Here is a 17120-nt window from a genome sequence, read left to right on the forward strand (position 1 = left end):
AATTGGGTCGAACGGTGGAGACTTGGTAATGTTGTCCACTGGTCTTGTTGAGACCGAGATTCTGCCTGCCTACGCCTGAAAGGGATGTCCTGAGCGCCTTGGACCCGCGGTCCCCACTCGTGATCGATACCCACGAGCTGTCACGCCGCGCCGGGTCCCAGCGCGAAGTCTCCTTCACGGCACCGGCACCGGCCGACCTCGGAATCGACGTGATCGGCGTTCCCGAAGGCGACCCGATCCAGTTCGATCTGCGACTGGAAGCGGTGGTCGAAGGGGTGCTCGTGTCCGGTTCGGCCAGTGGCCGGCTGGTCGGGGAGTGCGCGCGGTGCCTGGTCGATGTCGAGGACGAGTTCCTCGCCGACGTCCAGGAGCTGTACGTCTACCCGGAGAGCGACGCCGAGCCGGACGAGGCCAGCCGGATGGAGGGCGATCTGATCGACCTCGAGCCGGCGTTGAGGGACCAGGTGGTGCTCGCGCTGCCGTTCCAGCCCTTGTGTTCGGACGACTGCCTTGGTCTGTGCCCCGAGTGTGGGGTGCGACTGGACGACGAGCCCGGCCACAAGCACGAGGACGGTGTCGACCCCCGCTGGACCGCTCTGCAGGGCCTGCTCCCGCAGGATGAGAAACAGTAGTACCGGCAGTTCCTGAAAGCTTTTCCAAGTCACCAGCCAGCCGGCCGGGTCGCAAGCCCCCGGCCGAACCGAGGAGTCATAACCGTGGCCGTTCCGAAGCGGAAGATGTCGCGCAGCAACACCCGGAACCGCCGGGCCCAGTGGAAGGCCACCGCGCCTTCGCTGGTCACCTGCGTGAACCCCGCCTGCCGCGCGAAGCACCTGCAGCACACCGTGTGCCCCACCTGCGGCCAGTACGGCGCCAAGGGTGAGCGTCGCCAGGTCGTCGAGAGCTAAACGGCAAGACCCAGTGAACTCTGCCAACACCGAGTCAATCCCCAGCGGGGGGCTCTACGCCGAGCTGAACCAGCGGCTCGGCGTGTCGCTGGCTGACAATTTACTGGAGCACGCCTTCACCCACCGTTCGTTCGCGTACGAGAACGGTGGGTTGCCGACCAATGAGCGGCTGGAGTTCCTCGGGGACTCCGTGCTCGGCGTCATCGTCACGGAGTCGCTGTTCCGCAACCATCCGGACCTCTCCGAGGGCCGGCTCGCCAAGCTGCGCGCGGCAGTCGTCAACATGCGCGCGCTGGCGGGGGTTGCCCGCGAGCTGAAGCTGGGTAAGTACCTTCGGCTCGGCCGTGGCGAGGAAGCCACCGGTGGCCGGGACAAGTCGTCGATCCTGGCCGACTGCGTCGAGGCACTGATCGGGGCGGTCTACCTCGATCGTGGTTTCGAGGTGGCCGGCGGGGTCGTGCACACGCTGTTCGACGAGCTGATGGAGTCGTCGGCGCGGCTGGGCGCCGGCCTGGACTGGAAGACCAGCTTGCAAGAGCTGGTGGCCCAGCTGGGCGTCGGCGTACCGGAGTACGTGATCGCCGAGTCCGGTCCCGACCACGCCAAGACCTTCGAGGCGCGGGTGCGGATCGGTTCGGACACCTACGGGCACGGCATCGGCCGGAGCAAGAAGGAAGCCGAGCAGCAGGCTGCCGAGACCGCCTGGAAGGCTCTGCGCGCGGCGCATCCCGACAGCATCGACCCCTCGACCCAGCCCTAGCTCCAGGTGCCCGAGCTTCCCGAGGTAGAGGTCGTCCGCCGCGGACTCGCGGATTTCACCGCCGGGCGGACGATCGACGCCGTCGAAGTACTGCATCCACGGCCGGTCCGGCGGCATCTCGCCGGGGCGGACGATTTCGTCGCGCTGCTCAAGGGGCAGACGTTCGCGGCCCCGGCCAGGCGCGGGAAGTACCTGTGGCTCCCGCTGGAGTCCGGGGACGCCGTCCTGGCGCATCTGGGGATGAGCGGGCAGTTCCGGGTGCAGCCGGTCGGCGCGCCGGACGAGAAGCACCTGCGGATCCGTTTCCGGTTCGCCGACGACGGCGGAGAGGTCCGTTTTCTGGACCAGCGGATGTTCGGTGGTCTGTCGTACTCCGAGGGCGGCGCCGAACTGCCCGCGGAGATTGCGCACATCGCCCGCGACCCGTTCGATCCTTTGTTCGACGAGGCGCTTTTCGTCAGCTCGCTGCGCCGGAAGAAGACCGGTCTGAAGCGGGCGTTGCTCGACCAGACGCTGGTCAGCGGGATCGGAAACATCTATGCGGACGAGGCTTTGTGGCGCGCCAAGCTGCACTACGCCAAGGCGACCGAGACGATGAAACCCTTGCAGGCAAGGGAAATCCTCGGTCATGCCAAGGCCGTGATGGGAGAGGCGCTGGCCGTCGGCGGGACCAGCTTCGATGCCCTGTATGTCAACGTGAACGGGGAATCCGGCTACTTCGAGCGGGGTCTCGCGGTCTACGGGCAAGAGGATTCGCCGTGCCCCCGCGACGGCCGCCCGATTCGTCGCGAACCGTTCATGAACCGTTCCTCGTTCCGCTGCCCGAAGTGCCAGCCGGTACCGCGACACGCCCGGTGGTGAGCGGGAAATGGTTAATTCCAGTAGCCCAGGTTGACCCAACCCGATCCCGGTGTCACTCTGAAAGACGGCACACAATTCTGCGCTCCGCGGACCCCAGGGGCGCCAAACCTGCCAGAACCCTTCCGGAGGACAGCACAATGGCCAAGGCTCTTTTAGGGCACCTTGGAGGCACTGACCCGCGCATGCTCGAGCAGGTACGTCTGCTCAACCGGCGTGTCGCCGATCTGGAGGCGCACGTGATGCGCCTGCAGGCTGAGAACGACCATTTGGTCGCAGCCGTACACGACGGGCGTCTGCTCACGGTAGACGAGGCTCTGCGCGAGCCCGCTTCGGTCTGACACAGCCGAAGCCGCACCACCCTTACCGACCGCACCACACCCGGCGGCGGCCCCCGTCCGGGCCTCCGCCGGTTTCGCGTCCGCTCTGGGTACAGTGATGAGTGGAACTACTTCCCCCGGTAGCGGCAGCGTCACACGGCGTCAAGTGGCGCGATTGCGGTTATGACGGTTCCTTTCGGTATCGTCTGTCCTTTCACGGGTTGGGAGCAATCGCTTTGTACCTCAAGAGCATGACGCTCCGAGGCTTCAAGTCGTTCGCGTCGGCCACGACGATGAACTTCGAACCGGGGATCACCTGCATCGTCGGGCCCAACGGTTCCGGCAAGTCCAACGTCGTCGACGGTCTCGCCTGGGTGATGGGCGAGCAGGGCGTCAAGTCGCTGCGCGGCGGCAAGATGGAGGACGTCATCTTCGCCGGCACCTCCGGCCGGGCCCCGCTGGGCCGCGCCGAGGTCGTGCTGACCATCGACAACACCGACGGCGCGCTGCCGATCGACTACACCGAGGTCACCATCTCGCGGACGATGTTCCGCAACGGCGGCTCGGACTACCAGATCAACGGCCAGAACTGCCGGCTGCTGGACGTCCAGGAACTGCTCAGCGACTCCGGTATCGGCCGCGAGATGCACGTCATCGTCGGCCAGGGCCAGCTCGACTCGATCCTGCGCGCCACCCCGGAGGGCCGCCGCGGCTTCGTCGAGGAGGCCGCCGGTGTGCTCAAGCACCGCAAGCGCAAGGAGAAGGCGCTCCGCAAACTGGAGTCGACCGAGGGCAACGTGCACCGCCTCGGCGACCTGATCGCCGAGATCCGTCGCCAGCTGAAGCCGCTCGGGCGCCAGGCGGAGGTGGCGCGCCGGGCGGTGACGATCCAGGCCGAGGTTCGCGACGGCCGCTCCCGGCTGCTCGCCGACGACATCGTGCAGGCCCAGTCCGCGCTCGAGGCCGAGCTGAAGGACGAGGCGGCGCTGACCGAGAAGCGCGCCCAGATCGAGGCGGCGTTGCGCGAGGCCCGCGAGATGGAGGCCGAGCTCGAAGACGCGTTGCGCACCGACGCGCCGGCCCTGCAGGCCGCCCAGGACACCTGGTACTCGCTGTCCGGCTTCGGCGAGAAGATCAAGGGCACCGCCCGGATCGCGGCCGACCGGATCCGCTCGCTCAACGACGAGGCCGAGGAGTCCCGCAGCGGACGCGACCCCGAGGAGCTCGAGCTGGAGGCTGCCCGGGTCCGCGAGACCGAGGCGCAGATCGAGGCCGAGGTCGAGGCGCATTCCGAGCTGCTCCAGCAGGCGATCGAGCGCCGGCAGCAGCTGGAGGCCCAGCACGCCGAGGAGGAGCGCCGGATCGCGGCGCTGATCCGGGCCGCCGCGGACCGCCGCGAGGGCCTGGCCCGGCTGACCGGCCAGGTGAACGCGCTGAAGAGCCGCGCGGCCGCCGCGGAGTCCGAGATCGGCCGACTTGCCACCAATCAGCGCGAAGCCGAGGCGCGAGCCGCCAAGGCGCAACACGACTTCACTGCTTTGGAGACCCAGGTCGCCGGGCTCGACGCCGGTGAGCGCGGTCTGGACGAGGAATACGAGGCAGCCCAGAGCGTCCTGGACGAGCTGGAGGAGCGCCTCACCAAGCTCCGCGCCGAGGAGCGCGACGCCGAGCGGGAGCGTGCCGGGCTGACCGCCCGCAAGGACGCCCTGGAGATGGGCCTCAACCGCAAGGACGGCGCCGGCGCCCTGCTGGCGGCCTCTGAGCAGGTCACCGGCCTGATGGGCTCCGTGGCGGCCCTGCTGAGCGTCCGTGCCGGCTACGAGACCGCTATCGCCGCAGCGCTGGGGGAGGCGGCTGATGCCGTCGCGGTGACCCACACGCAGGCCGCGCTGGACGCTGTCGGGCACCTCAAGGAGCACGACCTCGGCCGAGCCGGCCTGCTCCTCGGAGACGCTCCGGCCGACGACTACCCCAGTTGGCCCTCACTGCCGTACGGCGCGACGTACGCGGTCGACGTGGTCGACTGCCCCGAGACCCTGCGCCCGGCACTCCGCCGACTGCTCCGCAAGGTGGCCGTCGTCGAGGACGTACCGGCTGCGCGCTCGCTGGTGCAGCACCTGCCTGATGTCACCACGGCCACCCGCGCGGGCGACGTACTGGGCGCGCACTTCGCGTACGGCGGGTCTGACGCCGCGCCGAGCCTGATCGAGGTGCAGTCGGCCGTCGACGAGGCCAGCGAGAAGCTGGTCGAGGCGACGGCTCGCAGTGAGCGGCTGCGGTTCGAGTTGGCCGCCATGGAGCGCGAGCGGGAAGCCCAGAAGCAGACCGTCGAGATCGCCCTGGCTCGTCTGCACGAGTCGGACGCGTCGATGGCGGCAGTGGCCGAGCAGTTGGCCCAGTTCGGGTCGCTGGCGAAGGCCTCCCGCGGTGAGGCCCAGCGGATGGCTGAGGCAATCGCTGCGGCAGCGGAGGAGCGCGACAAGAACCTGTCCGGCCTCGCCGACCTGGAGAAGCGGCTCAGCGACGTCGAGCAGTATGGCGACGACGAGGGCGACGAGCCCGACCCCACCGAGCGCGACCGGCTCGCCGAGGCGGCCAAGGCAGGCCGTGCGGCAGAGATGGAAGCACGGCTCGCACTGCGGACCACTGAGGAGCGTGCGCGGGCCCTGTCCGGCCGGGCCGACTCACTGGAGCGCGCAGCTCGCCAGGAGCGGGAGGCCCGGGCTCGCGCGATCGCCAGGGCGACCCGGCGGGCCCGGCAGTCCCAGGCCGCGCAGGCGGTCCACTTGGCCGCTGGTCACGTACTGGCTCGCCTGGAGAACTCACTGAAGCTTGCGGCGACCGAGCGGTCGGCCATCCAGGCTCAGCGGGCCGAGCGGGAGACGGCGCTGGCACAGGCCCGCTCCGCGACCCGCAACCTGAGCAGCGAGCTGGAGCAGCTCACCAACACCGTCCACCGCGACGCGCTGGCCCGGGCCGAGCAGAAGATGCGCTTGGAAGCCCTGTACGAGAAAGCGCTGAGCGAGCTGGGCACCGAGGTCGAGGCGCTGGTCGCGGAGTACGGGCCGGACCAGCTGGTACCGCCGCTGGTCAAGGACGGGGACGAGAACACCCTCGAGCTCGAGGGCGAGCCGTTCGACCGGGCCAAGGTGCAGAAGCGGCTCAAGACGGCGGAGCGCGCGCTCGGCCAGCTGGGGCGGATCAACCCGCTCGCGCTGGAGGAGTTCGACGCGATGGAGGAGCGGCACCGCTTCCTCGCCGAGCAGCTCGAGGACCTGAAAAAGTCCCGCCGCGACCTGATGGACATCGTCAAGGAGGTCGACGACCGGGTCGAGCAGGTCTTCACCGAGGCCTACCGCGACGTCGAGGTCGCCTTCGAACACGTCTTCAGCCGGTTGTTCCCCGGCGGTGAGGGCCGGTTGGTCCTGACCGACCCCGACGACATGCTGAACACCGGCATCGACGTCGAGGCCCGCCCGCCCGGCAAGAAGGTCAAGCGCCTCTCACTGCTGTCCGGTGGTGAGCGCTCGCTGGTGGCGGTCGCCTTCCTGGTGGCCCTGTTCAAGGCCAGGCCGTCGCCGTTCTACATCCTCGACGAGGTCGAGGCAGCCCTCGACGACACCAACCTCGGCCGGCTCCTGGAGATCTACGAAGAGCTCCGCGAGAACAGCCAGCTGCTGGTCATCACCCACCAGAAGCGCACGATGGAGGTGGCCGACGCCCTCTACGGCGTCACGATGCGAGGTGACGGCGTCTCCGCGGTCATCAGCCAGCGAATCCGCGAACCCGAGCCCGCCTAACCGAACAGCCCGCGAAGCTTCGCCACGGTTCTCGTCAGGTCGGCTCTGAGGGCCTTGCGGGCTTCTGGGTAGGACAGCGGGCCGAACCAGGACTGTTCGGTCATCTTCGTCCGGGCCTCGCGCAGGGGAGTGCCGTACATCATTTCCTCATAGGATTCGTAGGCTTGGCGTAGATCCTCGTCGGTTGGGTCGGTGGCCAGGCTGGCCTTGAGCAGGCGGCGGGCCTCGGCGTAGTGGCCGCGTAACGCGTGGATCGCGGCCAGGCGTTGCATTGCCCAGCCGTTCTCGGGATCCAGGGCGAGGACGATGCGGATCGACTTCTGGGCTTCCTTGTACTTGCCGGCTGCCATCGCTGCGTGGCAGAGGATCGACTGCGCCTTCACGCTCTCGGGCTCCAGCCGGACGGCCTCCCGCGCGATCTCCAGCCCCTCCGGACTCCGATCCGGCTGGGCCGCGAGTACCGCCGCCAGCGTGGTCACCGCGTCGACGCGCTGTGGGTCGAGCCGGACCGCCTCGCGGGCGTTCTGCTCGGCATCGGCCCATTGCTCGAGGTCCTCGTAGACGAGCGCGCGATGGATCCAGGCGCAGCCGTGCAGCGGGTCGAGCCGGGTGATCTCGATCGACGTTTCCAGCGACGGCTCGTCCAGGGCGTACTGGCAGCGCATCAGCACGCACAGCGCCCGGACGTCGGTGTGGTCCTTGGCCAGTACTTCGGAGATCGCCGCCTTGGCCTTGTCGTACCGGCCGATGCCCATCAGGAGGTTGACGCCCTGGTCCGACCACCACTGGCCGGCCCCCTCGTCACCCTCGCCGGGTCCCCACCCATAAGTCATGGTCGGGGACCTTACCTTGACAATTCCAAGACGGTCGGTCATATTGAGTCCATGGCACGGCGGAGTATGCGGGAAGAGATCGTCGAGGCGGCGCTGGCCCAGTTCCACGAGCGAGGGTTCAACGCGGCGGCGGTGAAGGACATCACCGATCGGGCGGGAGTACCGAAGGGATCGTTCTACAACCACTTCGAGAGCAAGGAAGCGCTCGCGATCGTGGCGCTGGAGCGTTATGGCGACGGCCGGCGACTGGGGGATCTGGCCGACAAGTCGGTCGAGCCGGTGGCCCGGATCCGCAAGCACTTCGAGTTCCTGCGGGATGAAGTGATCAGTTTCGGAATCACCCGGGGGTGCCTGCTGGGCAACTTCGGGACCGAGATCGTCGATCACAGTGAGCCGATCCGGATCGGCGTACGGACCGGACTGGAGATGTGGAGCGGTCTGCTCGCCGGTGCGATCACCGAGGGGCAGGAGGCCGGCGGTATCCGCAAGGACCTGAATGCCGACCAGACCGCGCGCTACCTGCTCAGCGCCTGGGAGGGCACTCTGATCCAGGCCCGCGCGTACAAGTCAACCGAGCCCTTCGAGAGCTTCTTCAGCATCACCTTCGCCAGCCTGTTCAAGGGCTGACCCAGAACCCCTCGGACGCCGAGGGGTTCCTTTTTGACCACTTCAAGATGACCGACCGTCTTAGGAGCAATGGGATGACCACCTATCGCGCGGTGCACGCCACCGAGGGCGTCTTCAGCCTGGCCGAGCGTGAACTCACCGACCCGGGACCGGGCCAGGTCCGGATCGCCGTCGAGGCCTGCGGCATCTGCCACAGCGACGTCGGCGGGGTCGAGAACATGTTCCAGCACCACCCGGTCGGCACCCCGATCGTCCCGGGCCACGAGGTGGTCGGCCGGGTCGAGGCGCTCGGCGCCGGTGTCACCACCTGGACCGTCGGCCAGCGGGTCGGCGTCGGGTACTTCGGCGGCCACTGCGGCGTCTGCGAGTCCTGCAGGCGTGGCGAGTTCGGCTACTGCACCGACCAGCAGATCCTCGGCGACTCGACCGACGGCGGCTATGCGGAGTACGTGACGACCAGGGCCAGCGGGCTGGTCGCCGTACCGGAGGAGTTCGACGCGGTCGAGGCCGCACCGCTGCTGTGCGCCGGTATCACCGTCTACAACGCGCTCCGCAAGTCGAACCTCTGGCCCGGCGACCTGGTCGCCATCCAGGGGATCGGCGGACTCGGCCACCTGGCCATCCAGTACGCCGCCAAGCTCGGACTCCGCGTCGTCGCCATCGCTCGCGGTGAGGACAAGCGCGAGCTGGCCCTGAAGCTCGGCGCGACCGAGTACATCGACAGCTCGGCCGTCGACCAGGCCGCCGCGCTGCAGGCGCTCGGCGGCGCCAAGGTGATCATCCCGACCGCGTCCAGCGGCGCCTCGATGACGCCGCTGGTCGACGGGCTCGCCCGCGGCGGCACGCTGATGGTCGTCGGCGCGGCGATGGACCCGATCGAGGTCCCCACCGTGCAGTTGCTGTTCGGCGGCAAGACCATCACGGGGTCGCTGACCGGCACCCCGATCGAGAACGAGGAGAACCTCGCGTTCAGCCTCGCCCACGACGTCCGGCCGATGGTCGAGCCGGTCGGACTGGAGGACGCGGCCGACGCGTACGCCCGGATGCTGTCCGGCGCGGCGCGCTTCCGGATGGTCCTCAGCATCAAGAACTGACAATCCAAGAGGGGTTTACAGATATGAGCCAGCTGATTCTCAAGGCAATCGGTGACATCGACAAAGACATCACCCTGGTCACTGATCCCGATCTGACCGTCGGCAGCGACCAGGTGCTGGTCGCGATCGAGGCCGCGGTGATCAACCCGGTCGACCTGATGATTGCCGCCGGCATCTATGGCTTCCAGGCCAAGCCGCCGTTCGCGCTCGGTACCGAGGGGGTCGGCCGGGTGACCGCCGCGGGGGCGTCGGTCGACCAGGCGCTGGTCGGCCGCCGGGTGGTCATCCTGCCGAACTACCAGCAGGGCACGTGGGCCGACGAGGTGGTGGTGGCCGCGAGCAACGTAGTACCGGTCACGGACGAGGGTGATCCCGCGCAACTCGCGATGGTCTCCACCAATCCGTTGACTGCGCACCTCATGCTCACCCAGTACGTCGATCTGCAGCCGGGGGACTGGATCGGCCAGAACCTGGGCAGCTCGACCGTCGCACAGTACGTGCTCGGCCTGGCGAAGCGGGCCGGGTTGAAGGTGCTCAGCGTGGTGCGCAATGAAGCGGCGGCGGATCGGCTCCGCCGTCAGGGCGCCGGCCTGGTGGTTGTCGATGGCAACGACCTGGCCGAGCGGATCAAGGCGGAGCTCGGTGGACAGGAGCTCAACCTGGTGCTCGACGGGGCCGGCGACGCGACGACTGGCGCGCTGGCATCGGCCCTGGAGTTCGAGGGCACCGTGGTCAGCTACTCGTCCGTCACCGGCCAGCCGGTGCCGGTCGGGCTGGGCGACTCGATCTACCGGCAGCTGAAGCTGCGGGGGATCTGGATCGTCAACTGGCTGCAGAACTCCACGGCGGAGGAGATCGCCTCGACCTACGGGGAACTGGCCGAACTGGTTGCCCAGGGCGTGCTCAGCGCGGAGGTCGAGGCGACCTACCCGGTGGCCGAGTACCGCAAGGCGCTCGACCACCACCGGCAGCCCGGTCGTACCGGGAAGATCGTCTTCAGGCCGTGATCGTCATCGACGCGATCTGATCGTCGCGTACGTCGAAAGTGAAGTGTGAGGGCCCGTTGAAGCCGTCGCCACCCACCTGGGTGGCGACGGTGACCGGGTTTCCGGGCGTCGACACCTGCGTGCCGGTGAAGGTGACGTTCTTGCCGATGAACTCGCCGTCGCTCCAGGACCGGATCCGCTCCGGGCCGCGGAACTGCCGGCCCCAGTCGTCGACGAAGCCGTCCGGTGCGAACGCCGCGACGAATGCGTCGGCGTCGAGGGCGTCGACGGCGGCCAGTACTCGCCGGACAGCGGCCGGCAGATTCTCCTGAGTGGTCATAACGTAAAGATAACCAGGGGTTCTCCCTTGAACCGGTTCGCCCGACCGTCCGTGTGGATGGTGTCGAACAGACAGACAATCCAAGGGAGCAGGACCATGAAGCGCTTTGCCATCGTCATCGGAACGGCAGTCCTCGGCCTGTCCGCCCTCACCGCGTGCGGTGGTGGCGACGACAAGCCCGCGGCGGTCCCCAACAACACGATCAGCGCGGGTGCACCGGCCAAGCTGGCGACAGCGGACGTCGGCGACTTCGGCAAGGTTGTCGTCGACGGCAGCGGCCGGACGCTGTACGTGTTCGACAAGGACACCGCCGACCCGTCGAAGTCGAACTGCGACGGCGACTGCGCGGCGATGTGGCCGCCAGTGCTGGCCGGATCCGGTACGCCGCAGGTAGATGGGGTGGACGCATCCCTCGTCGGTACGGTCGCACGCAGCGACGGCAGCAAGCAGGTGACGCTGGCCGGGCTGCCGCTGTACCAGTTCGCCAAGGACTCCAAGGCCGGCGAAGCCAAGGGTCAGGCCGTCGGCGGCATCTGGTGGGTCGTCGGCCCGGACGGCAAGAAGATCACCACCCAGGCCTCGTCCGGCTCCGGCGACGGCTACTGACCTCTACCGCGATGACCACCGCCGACTGCTGCGTAGTACAGGGCCCCGTCTGGGGTCCTGCTGCGCGATCCCCTATCGTACGATCGACCACGTCGATCGAGGCCGGGAGGACAGCGGTGGCTGACACGGACCGCCGTCCGGAGACGGCCGAGGCGTTGATCCGCACGCTGTACGCCGAACACGGCCGCAGCCTGCTGGCCTACGCGACTCGGCTGACCGGTGATCGGGCAGCCGCGGAGGACGTCGTACAGGAGACTCTGGTCCGGGCGTGGAAGCATGCCGACGACCTGCTGGACGGCAAGGGGTCGGTGCGGGGCTGGCTGCTGACGGTGGCGCGCAACCTGGTCACCGACCGGGCCAGGGCGCGGGCCGTGCGGCCTGCCGAGGTGGCAGAGGTTGAGGACCGGCCGCCGGTGGAGGGTGATCACTCCGAGTCGGTGGTGAACACCATGGTGGTGATGGACGCCCTCGACCAGGTGTCGCCCGAGCATCGCGAAGTACTGGTCCAGCTGTACTACCGCGGCCGCTCCGTGACGGAGGCCGCGAAGGAACTGGGCGTGCCGCCCGGTACCGTGAAATCGAGATCGTATTACGCCCTCCGAGCACTGCGCGCGGTGATGGCAGGACCGGAAGCGGAGGTGGCCCGATGAGCGAGCACGATCACTCGCAGCTCGGCGCCTACGTCCTGGGCGGGCTGGAGCCGGACGAGGTCCGCGAGGTCGACGAGCACCTGGCCGGCTGCGCCGAGGCGCGCGAGGAGCTGGCCGAGTTCGAGGAGATGAAGGAGTTCCTCGGCGAGGTGCCGCCTGAGGCGTTCCTGGACGGCCCGCCGGACGACGGTGACCTGCTGCTGCAGCGCACGCTGCGGCAGGTGCGCGCTGAGGCTGAGCCTGTTGGACACCATGTTGCCGAGCATGCCGCTGGTGGCTCGCGCAAGCGGGGTCCGTGGCTACTGGTCGCCGCTGCGGTCGTAGTGGTGGCCGGAGCGCTTGGTGGCGGCGTACTGATCGGCCGCCAGACGGCGGACACCGATGAGGCCGGTACTACGCCTGTGGGCACCAAGCAGGTCACGGTGACCGACGCGGCCACCAAGGTGAAGATGGCGACCACTGTCGAGCCGCGGGCCGGCTGGAGCTGGATCAACGTCAACCTGACGAACCTGAAGGCCGGTGACAAGTGCGAGATGCTCGTCACCGACAAGACGGGCAAGGTCTACGTGGCCGGCAGTTGGGTCGTCTCGGAGAAGGCAGCCAAGGAAGGCAGCCGCTTCGGCGGAGGTGTGCTGGTGCCGATCGACCAGGTGAAGTCGGTGGAGATCAAGACCGTCGAGGGCGAGCACGTAGCCACCACACCGGTCTGAATTCGGTTGCCTCGTCCGGGAGGATGGATAGCGTGAACTACGCGACCACCGATGCATCCGAGGACCTCCGAGCGCGGCGCAAGGCAGCGGCCGCTGACTGCACCCGTTGGCTGTCCGGGCAGCGGGCTGCCCCGGCCGATGCGCTCCGGGCGCTCGCGGACGCGGCAACCTCGGATGAGCGGGACGGGTACGGCACCGGCGGTGAGGTCGAGTTGCTGGAGCAGGAGGTCGCCGAGCTGCTCGGCAAGCCTGCTGCGGTCTTCCTGCCCAGTGGGATCCTCGCCCAGCAGAGCGCGCTCCGGGTGTTCGCGGATCGGGCAGGGACTGGGCGTATCGCAGTACACGGGTTGTCTCATCTGCTGGTGCATGAGTTGAACGCGCTGGAGGAGGTGCACCACCTCCGGCTGGAGCGGATGACATCTGAGCCTCGGCAGCCTCGGCCGGACGAGCTGTCGGCCATCCCGGGGAAGCTGGCTGCGGTGACGGTGGAGCTGCCGCTGCGCGACGGCGGGTTCGTACTGCCGACCTGGGACGAGCTGGTGGTGTTTGCCGCGGCTTGCGAGGAGCGTGGCGTTCCACTGCACTTGGACGGCGCTCGCCTGTGGGAGAGCACGCCGTACTTGGAGCACAGCCTGGCAGAGGTCGCTGCACTCGCTACTTCTGTCTATGTCTCCTTCTACAAGGGACTGGGTGGCTTGAGTGGAGCAGCGCTCGCCGGGCCCGAGGACGTGATCGCAGAGGTACGCCGCTGGCAGCGCCGGCTCGGTGGGAACGTCTACACGCTCTTCCCGTACGCCGTGTCCGCGCGCGAGGGTCTGCGGACGGTGCTGCCGCGGATGGGTGAGCTTCACCAGCGGGCGGTCGAGTTGGCGGAGGCCTTGCAGGGAACGGGTTTCCGGGTGTTCCCGGAGCCGCCGCACACGAACTCGTTCCGGGTCTATGCGCCGCGACCGGCTCAAGAGATGGAGCTTGCCGCCGTACTGCGGATGGAGGCGACTCGTGAGTCGCTCTCCTATACCTGGCAGGCGGCGGACGTACCGGGCTGGTCTTGGGTTGAGCTGGTCGTGATGCCGGGGACTCTGCAGTGGCGAATTGATGAAGTCAGTAAAGGTTTCGGGGAACTTCTCGGCGGGTAGGGACGTCCACCTGTTGTGAGGGTTCGGGGATCGCAACGCAATGGGGAGAAGTAGCAAGTGCTGACGTTCGTGTTCACCATGGTCATCCTGCTCGTCCTGTCAGGTCTCGTCCTGCTGGCGGTTGCACGAGGTGAGGGCAAGAAGATAGGCCTCTAGATTGGCCTGATGAGACGACTCATCTTCCAGGAATTCGTCACGCTCGACGGGTACGCCGCCGGGCCGGGCGACTCGCTCGACTTCTTCACCACCGTCACCGATCAGAGTGACGACGACAACCTCGCGCTGCTCGAGAGCGTCGACACCATGCTGCTCGGTGCGACGACCTACCGGCTGTTCGTCGATTACTGGCCGACGGCAACGGATCGGCTTGCGCCGCGGCTGAACGAGCTGCGCAAGGTGGTCGCTTCGTCGACCCTCGGCGCGGCGCCGTGGGGTGACTGGGAGCCGGGTGAGGTCGTTGTTGACGCAGTGGCCGCGGTGACTGCATTGAAGGCGGAGGAGGGCAAGGACATCGTGTTGTGGGGGAGCATCTCGCTCTTCCACAGCTTGCTGACGGCTGGACTCGTCGACGAGGTGCAGTTGCGCGTCTGCCCGGTTGTGGTGGGCAGCGGCAAGAGTGTGTTCCCCAGTGGCCAGTTCTCGCTGGAGCTGATCGAGGCTGGGCCCTGGGCGACCAACGGGGTCTTGCTTCGGTATGCAGCTAGCTGACCGCGTGGACGACAGCCTTCACGATCGGTGCCGCGACGGTGAGGGTGGGGACGACCAGGAGGAGTGCGGCCGCGGTGTAGGCGGCGACCGAGAGCAGGGTCGCGTTGGGCGCCGGGTCGGCCAGTCGCTGGACCCTGAGCACGGTGGAGGACTTGGCAGCGGCCAGGCCGGCCTCTGGTGCTGGGGAGCCCGCTAGCGCGACCAGCGCTCGCGCTAGCGGCAGGGGGCCGTTGCGGCGGCGGGCGTCGTCGTCTGCGAGCAATTCGACCAGGGTGCGTGCCTGGTCGAGTGCGACGTCGCTCCGAACGAAACGGGGGAAGGCCATATGGAGTGCTGTGAAGGCCTCGAGCACCAGGTCGTGTCGCGCCCGCAGGTGCGCTTGCTCGTGGGCTAGTACCGCCCGAAGCTCGCCGTCGTTGAGCCTGTCGAGAGCACCCACCGACACGATCACCCGCGCGCCGCGTAGGGCCGGTAGGCAGTAGGCCAGCGGAGTCTCCTCGGCCAGGACACGCAGGCCCGGGATTAGCCCGTCGGGTGTCGCCAGCACGTCGACCAGTTCGCGGTGACGCTTCCTCCGCGCTCTGGTCCCGACGGCGACGCGTCCGACCGCCCAGAGCAGCCGGATGCCGACCAGGGCCGTCAGGGCGAGTACTAGTGCCGCTGCCAGGTCTCTGGGCGAGGACGGGTCGAACCGCGGCTCGCCAGGCTCTCCGGCGGTCGAGTACGACAGCGCGATCCCAGCCCCGAAGGCAGCCAGTACGGCGGCCAGCGCGATCGCCTGCCAGAGGGCGACTGCAGCCCGGGGGATCCGGTACGGCCAACTGGCGCGAGCCATGAACGCCGGCACCGGCCCGGTCAGCACCAGAGCCAGCGCAGCGAGCAGGAACGGGGTGATCACCCCTCCCGCTCCTCCAGTCGGGCCAGCGCGTCGCGGAGCAGCGCTGCTTCCTCGTCGCTGACCTGTCCGACGAACCGGACCAGCGCCTCGCGCCTGTCGCCGGCTCGGTCGAGTGCGTCCCGCATGAGGTCGGCGGCCAGCTCCTCCCGGGGTGCGGCCGCCTTGTAGCGCCAGGCCTTGCCATCGCGCTCGCGCTCGGTCAGCTGCTTCTTCGCCAGCCGGTCCAGCACGGTCATCACCGTGGTGTAGGCGAGCTCACGGGTGCCGGACAGCCGTTCGTGGACCTCGCGCACGGTGAGTGCGCCGTCGGTGGCCCAGAGTTGCTCCATCACCAGCCGCTCGAGGTCTCCAAGGCGGCGGGGAGCCTTCTCGTCGGCGGTCATGTGGCCAGTATAACTACGCGTTGTAGTAGATCTGCGCTAGGATCTACTACGTAACGTCGTAGATCGCCCGGGAGGGCTCCGATGGACACGCTCGACCTGGCTCGCTGGCAGTTCGCGATCACCACCGTCTACCACTTCTTCTTCGTCCCGGTGACGCTGTCGCTGGTCGCCGTCACGGCCGGCCTGCAGACCGCGTGGTACCGGACCGGCAAGGACAAGTACCTGCGGCTGACCAAGTTCTACGGCAAGTTGTTCCTGATCAACATCGCGATGGGGGTCGTCACCGGACTGGTCCAGGAGTTCCAGTTCGGGATGAACTGGAGCGACTACTCGCGGTTCGTCGGCGACGTCTTCGGGGCGCCGCTCGCGCTCGAGGGGCTGCTCGCGTTCTTCCTCGAGTCGACCTTCATCGGGTTGTGGATCTTCGGCTGGGACCGGCTGCCGAAGAAGGTGCACCTGGCCTGCATCTGGATGGTGGTGCTCGGCACCCAGCTGTCGGCGTACTTCATCCTGGCCGCCAACTCGTGGATGCAGAACCCGGTCGGCTTCCGGTACAACGCCGAGCGCGGCCGGGCCGAGCTGACCGACATCGGGGCGGTGCTGACCAACAAGGTCGTCCTGGTCACCTATCCGCACACGATCTTCGCGGCCTTCATGGTGGGCGGCGCGTTCGTCGCGGCGGTGGCGCTGTGGCATCTGATCCGCCGGCCGGGTGTCGACACCGGTGCCTTCCGGACCGCGCTGCGGCTCGGCGCGGTGATGCTGATCGTGGCCGGCGCGGGGGTCGCCTTGAGTGGTGACCAGCAGGGCAAGGTGATGACCGAGGTGCAGCCGATGAAGATGGCCGCGGCGGAGGCGTTGTACGAGTCGGAAAAACCTGCCTCGTTCTCGATCTTTACCGTGGGAACTTTGGATGGGTCTCGCGAAATTTACTCGGTCAAGGTTCCGTACCTGCTCTCCTTCCTCGCGACCGGGCACTTCGACGGCGAGGTCAAGGGCATCAACAACCTGCAGGAGTCCTACGAGAAGCTCTACGGGCCGGGCTCGTACAAGCCGAACGTGCCGCTGACGTACTGGACCTTCCGGCTGATGATCGGGGTCGGGATGACCGCCGCCGGGCTCGCGGTCTTGTTGCTCTGGGCAACTAGGAAGGGGCGGGCGCCGCATCGGCTGCTGCTGTGGCTGGCCGTGCCGTTGCCGCTGCTGCCTCTGCTGGCGAACGTCTTCGGGTGGGTGTTCACCGAGACGGGACGGCAACCGTGGCTGGTGTTCGGGTTGCTGCCGACGTCGGCCGGGGTGTCCCCGGGGACCACGATGTCGGAGGTGCTGATCTCGCTGATCGGGTTCACTGCGCTGTACGGCGTACTGGCTGTGGTCGAGGTCAAGCTGATGCTCAAGTCGATCCGGGCCGGTCTGGCCGGCACGTCGCCGTTGCCGGGTGATCCTACCGGCGATGCGCCGGACGATGCCGCCAAACCGCTCTCCTTCGCGTACTAGGGGTTG

19 protein-coding genes are annotated in these 17120 nt (G+C 68.1%); 14 read left to right on the forward strand and 5 right to left on the reverse strand.

Annotation, left to right across the window (positions count from 1 at the left end; translation table 11 throughout):
• Positions 1–119 precede the first annotated feature (119 nt).
• The 4 genes from ACIA12_RS35795 (at position 120) to mutM (ending at position 2529) form a co-directional block, all read left to right on the forward strand.
• Entirely contained in the window at positions 120–632 is a 513-nt protein-coding gene (locus ACIA12_RS35795) for a YceD family protein (protein WP_396371774.1), read from the forward strand.
• An 84-nt stretch (positions 633–716) separates the two neighbouring features.
• On the forward strand, positions 717–908 hold the full coding sequence (gene rpmF, locus ACIA12_RS35800) for a 50S ribosomal protein L32 (protein ID WP_270137530.1): 192 nt from the start codon (positions 717–719) through the stop codon (positions 906–908).
• 13 nt (positions 909–921) lie between these two features.
• Positions 922–1668, forward strand: a complete 747-nt coding sequence (rnc, locus tag ACIA12_RS35805; RefSeq protein WP_396371776.1) for a ribonuclease III — start codon at positions 922–924, stop codon at positions 1666–1668.
• A gap of 6 nt (positions 1669–1674) precedes the next feature.
• Complete coding sequence (mutM, locus tag ACIA12_RS35810) at positions 1675–2529, forward strand: bifunctional DNA-formamidopyrimidine glycosylase/DNA-(apurinic or apyrimidinic site) lyase (RefSeq protein WP_396371777.1); 855 nt, start codon at positions 1675–1677, stop codon at positions 2527–2529.
• A 152-nt stretch (positions 2530–2681) separates the two neighbouring features.
• On the opposite strand, the gene ACIA12_RS35815 is transcribed toward mutM, so the two are convergent.
• Positions 2682–2870 carry a hypothetical protein gene (locus ACIA12_RS35815; protein ID WP_396371778.1) on the reverse strand — a complete coding sequence of 63 codons (189 nt, stop codon included), beginning with the start codon at positions 2868–2870 and terminating at the stop codon, positions 2682–2684.
• Between the two features lie 212 nt (positions 2871–3082).
• Here ACIA12_RS35815 and smc point away from each other — a divergent pair, with 212 nt between their 5' ends.
• Positions 3083–6646, forward strand: coding sequence for a chromosome segregation protein SMC (gene smc / locus ACIA12_RS35820; protein ID WP_396371779.1), 3564 nt, complete (start codon positions 3083–3085; stop codon positions 6644–6646).
• Here smc and ACIA12_RS35825 read toward each other — a convergent pair.
• Positions 6643–7479 carry a tetratricopeptide repeat protein gene (locus ACIA12_RS35825; protein WP_396371780.1) on the reverse strand — a complete coding sequence of 279 codons (837 nt, stop codon included), beginning with the start codon at positions 7477–7479 and terminating at the stop codon, positions 6643–6645. The two genes, smc and ACIA12_RS35825, sit on opposite strands and share 4 nt — an antisense overlap.
• Positions 7480–7530: 51 nt before the next feature.
• On the opposite strand from ACIA12_RS35825, the gene ACIA12_RS35830 reads away from it, so the two are divergent.
• The 3 genes from ACIA12_RS35830 to ACIA12_RS35840 all read left to right on the forward strand — a co-directional run bounded on the left by ACIA12_RS35830 (position 7531) and on the right by ACIA12_RS35840 (position 10207).
• A complete protein-coding gene (locus ACIA12_RS35830) occupies positions 7531–8106 on the forward strand; it encodes a TetR family transcriptional regulator C-terminal domain-containing protein (protein ID WP_396371782.1) in 576 nt (191 codons plus the stop codon).
• 74 nt (positions 8107–8180) lie between these two features.
• Positions 8181–9200, forward strand: a complete 1020-nt coding sequence (locus ACIA12_RS35835) for an alcohol dehydrogenase catalytic domain-containing protein (RefSeq protein ID WP_396371784.1) — start codon at positions 8181–8183, stop codon at positions 9198–9200.
• Between the two features lie 23 nt (positions 9201–9223).
• Positions 9224–10207: a zinc-dependent alcohol dehydrogenase family protein gene (locus ACIA12_RS35840; RefSeq protein ID WP_396371785.1), complete on the forward strand. Its 984-nt coding sequence runs from the start codon at positions 9224–9226 to the stop codon at positions 10205–10207.
• On the opposite strand, the gene ACIA12_RS35845 is transcribed toward ACIA12_RS35840, so the two are convergent.
• On the reverse strand, positions 10197–10526 hold the full coding sequence (locus ACIA12_RS35845) for a nuclear transport factor 2 family protein (RefSeq protein ID WP_396371787.1): 330 nt from the start codon (positions 10524–10526) through the stop codon (positions 10197–10199). The two genes, ACIA12_RS35840 and ACIA12_RS35845, sit on opposite strands and share 11 nt — an antisense overlap.
• Before the next feature lie 96 nt (positions 10527–10622).
• On the opposite strand from ACIA12_RS35845, the gene ACIA12_RS35850 reads away from it, so the two are divergent.
• The 5 genes from ACIA12_RS35850 to ACIA12_RS35870 all read left to right on the forward strand — a co-directional run bounded on the left by ACIA12_RS35850 (position 10623) and on the right by ACIA12_RS35870 (position 14336).
• The gene (locus ACIA12_RS35850; RefSeq protein WP_396371788.1) at positions 10623–11132 is read left to right on the forward strand and encodes a hypothetical protein; all 510 of its coding nucleotides are present in this window, start codon (positions 10623–10625) and stop codon (positions 11130–11132) included.
• A 116-nt stretch (positions 11133–11248) separates the two neighbouring features.
• On the forward strand, positions 11249–11782 hold the full coding sequence (locus ACIA12_RS35855; RefSeq protein ID WP_396371790.1) for a sigma-70 family RNA polymerase sigma factor: 534 nt from the start codon (positions 11249–11251) through the stop codon (positions 11780–11782).
• A complete protein-coding gene (locus ACIA12_RS35860) occupies positions 11779–12492 on the forward strand; it encodes an anti-sigma factor family protein (protein ID WP_396371792.1) in 714 nt (237 codons plus the stop codon). Before ACIA12_RS35855 ends, ACIA12_RS35860 begins: the two co-directional genes overlap by 4 nt.
• Before the next feature lie 23 nt (positions 12493–12515).
• Entirely contained in the window at positions 12516–13628 is a 1113-nt protein-coding gene (locus tag ACIA12_RS35865) for a threonine aldolase family protein (RefSeq protein ID WP_396371794.1), read from the forward strand.
• 165 nt (positions 13629–13793) lie between these two features.
• Positions 13794–14336: a dihydrofolate reductase family protein gene (locus ACIA12_RS35870; RefSeq protein ID WP_396371796.1), complete on the forward strand. Its 543-nt coding sequence runs from the start codon at positions 13794–13796 to the stop codon at positions 14334–14336.
• On the opposite strand, the gene ACIA12_RS35875 is transcribed toward ACIA12_RS35870, so the two are convergent.
• Positions 14329–15234 carry a M56 family metallopeptidase gene (locus tag ACIA12_RS35875; RefSeq protein WP_396371797.1) on the reverse strand — a complete coding sequence of 302 codons (906 nt, stop codon included), beginning with the start codon at positions 15232–15234 and terminating at the stop codon, positions 14329–14331. The genes ACIA12_RS35870 and ACIA12_RS35875 overlap by 8 nt on opposite strands.
• A complete protein-coding gene (locus ACIA12_RS35880; protein WP_396371798.1) occupies positions 15231–15617 on the reverse strand; it encodes a BlaI/MecI/CopY family transcriptional regulator in 387 nt (128 codons plus the stop codon). The genes ACIA12_RS35875 and ACIA12_RS35880 overlap by 4 nt, the downstream gene beginning before the upstream one ends.
• Positions 15618–15698: 81 nt before the next feature.
• Here ACIA12_RS35880 and ACIA12_RS35885 point away from each other — a divergent pair, with 81 nt between their 5' ends.
• Positions 15699–17114 (forward strand): cytochrome ubiquinol oxidase subunit I, encoded by a 1416-nt coding sequence (locus ACIA12_RS35885; RefSeq protein WP_396371799.1) that lies wholly within the window; start codon positions 15699–15701, stop codon positions 17112–17114.
• The last annotated feature ends 6 nt before the right edge of the window (positions 17115–17120 follow it).

Origin of the sequence: Kribbella sp. NPDC051620 (assembly GCF_044453825.1) — a bacterium.
In the GTDB taxonomy this organism is placed as follows: domain Bacteria; phylum Actinomycetota; class Actinomycetes; order Propionibacteriales; family Kribbellaceae; genus Kribbella.

Coding starts and splice junctions, on each gene's coding strand:
- ACIA12_RS35880 (WP_396371798.1), bottom strand. CDS start 15,617: ATGACCGCCGACGAGAAGGCTCCCCGCCGCCTTGGAGACCTCGAGCGG.
- ACIA12_RS35870 (WP_396371796.1), top strand. CDS start 13,794: ATGAGACGACTCATCTTCCAGGAATTCGTCACGCTCGACGGGTACGCC.
- ACIA12_RS35865 (WP_396371794.1), top strand. CDS start 12,516: ATGGATAGCGTGAACTACGCGACCACCGATGCATCCGAGGACCTCCGA.
- ACIA12_RS35835 (WP_396371784.1), top strand. CDS start 8,181: ATGACCACCTATCGCGCGGTGCACGCCACCGAGGGCGTCTTCAGCCTG.
- ACIA12_RS35860 (WP_396371792.1), top strand. CDS start 11,779: ATGAGCGAGCACGATCACTCGCAGCTCGGCGCCTACGTCCTGGGCGGG.
- ACIA12_RS35830 (WP_396371782.1), top strand. CDS start 7,531: ATGGCACGGCGGAGTATGCGGGAAGAGATCGTCGAGGCGGCGCTGGCC.
- ACIA12_RS35825 (WP_396371780.1), bottom strand. CDS start 7,479: ATGACTTATGGGTGGGGACCCGGCGAGGGTGACGAGGGGGCCGGCCAG.
- ACIA12_RS35845 (WP_396371787.1), bottom strand. CDS start 10,526: ATGACCACTCAGGAGAATCTGCCGGCCGCTGTCCGGCGAGTACTGGCC.
- ACIA12_RS35885 (WP_396371799.1), top strand. CDS start 15,699: ATGGACACGCTCGACCTGGCTCGCTGGCAGTTCGCGATCACCACCGTC.
- ACIA12_RS35850 (WP_396371788.1), top strand. CDS start 10,623: ATGAAGCGCTTTGCCATCGTCATCGGAACGGCAGTCCTCGGCCTGTCC.
- ACIA12_RS35840 (WP_396371785.1), top strand. CDS start 9,224: ATGAGCCAGCTGATTCTCAAGGCAATCGGTGACATCGACAAAGACATC.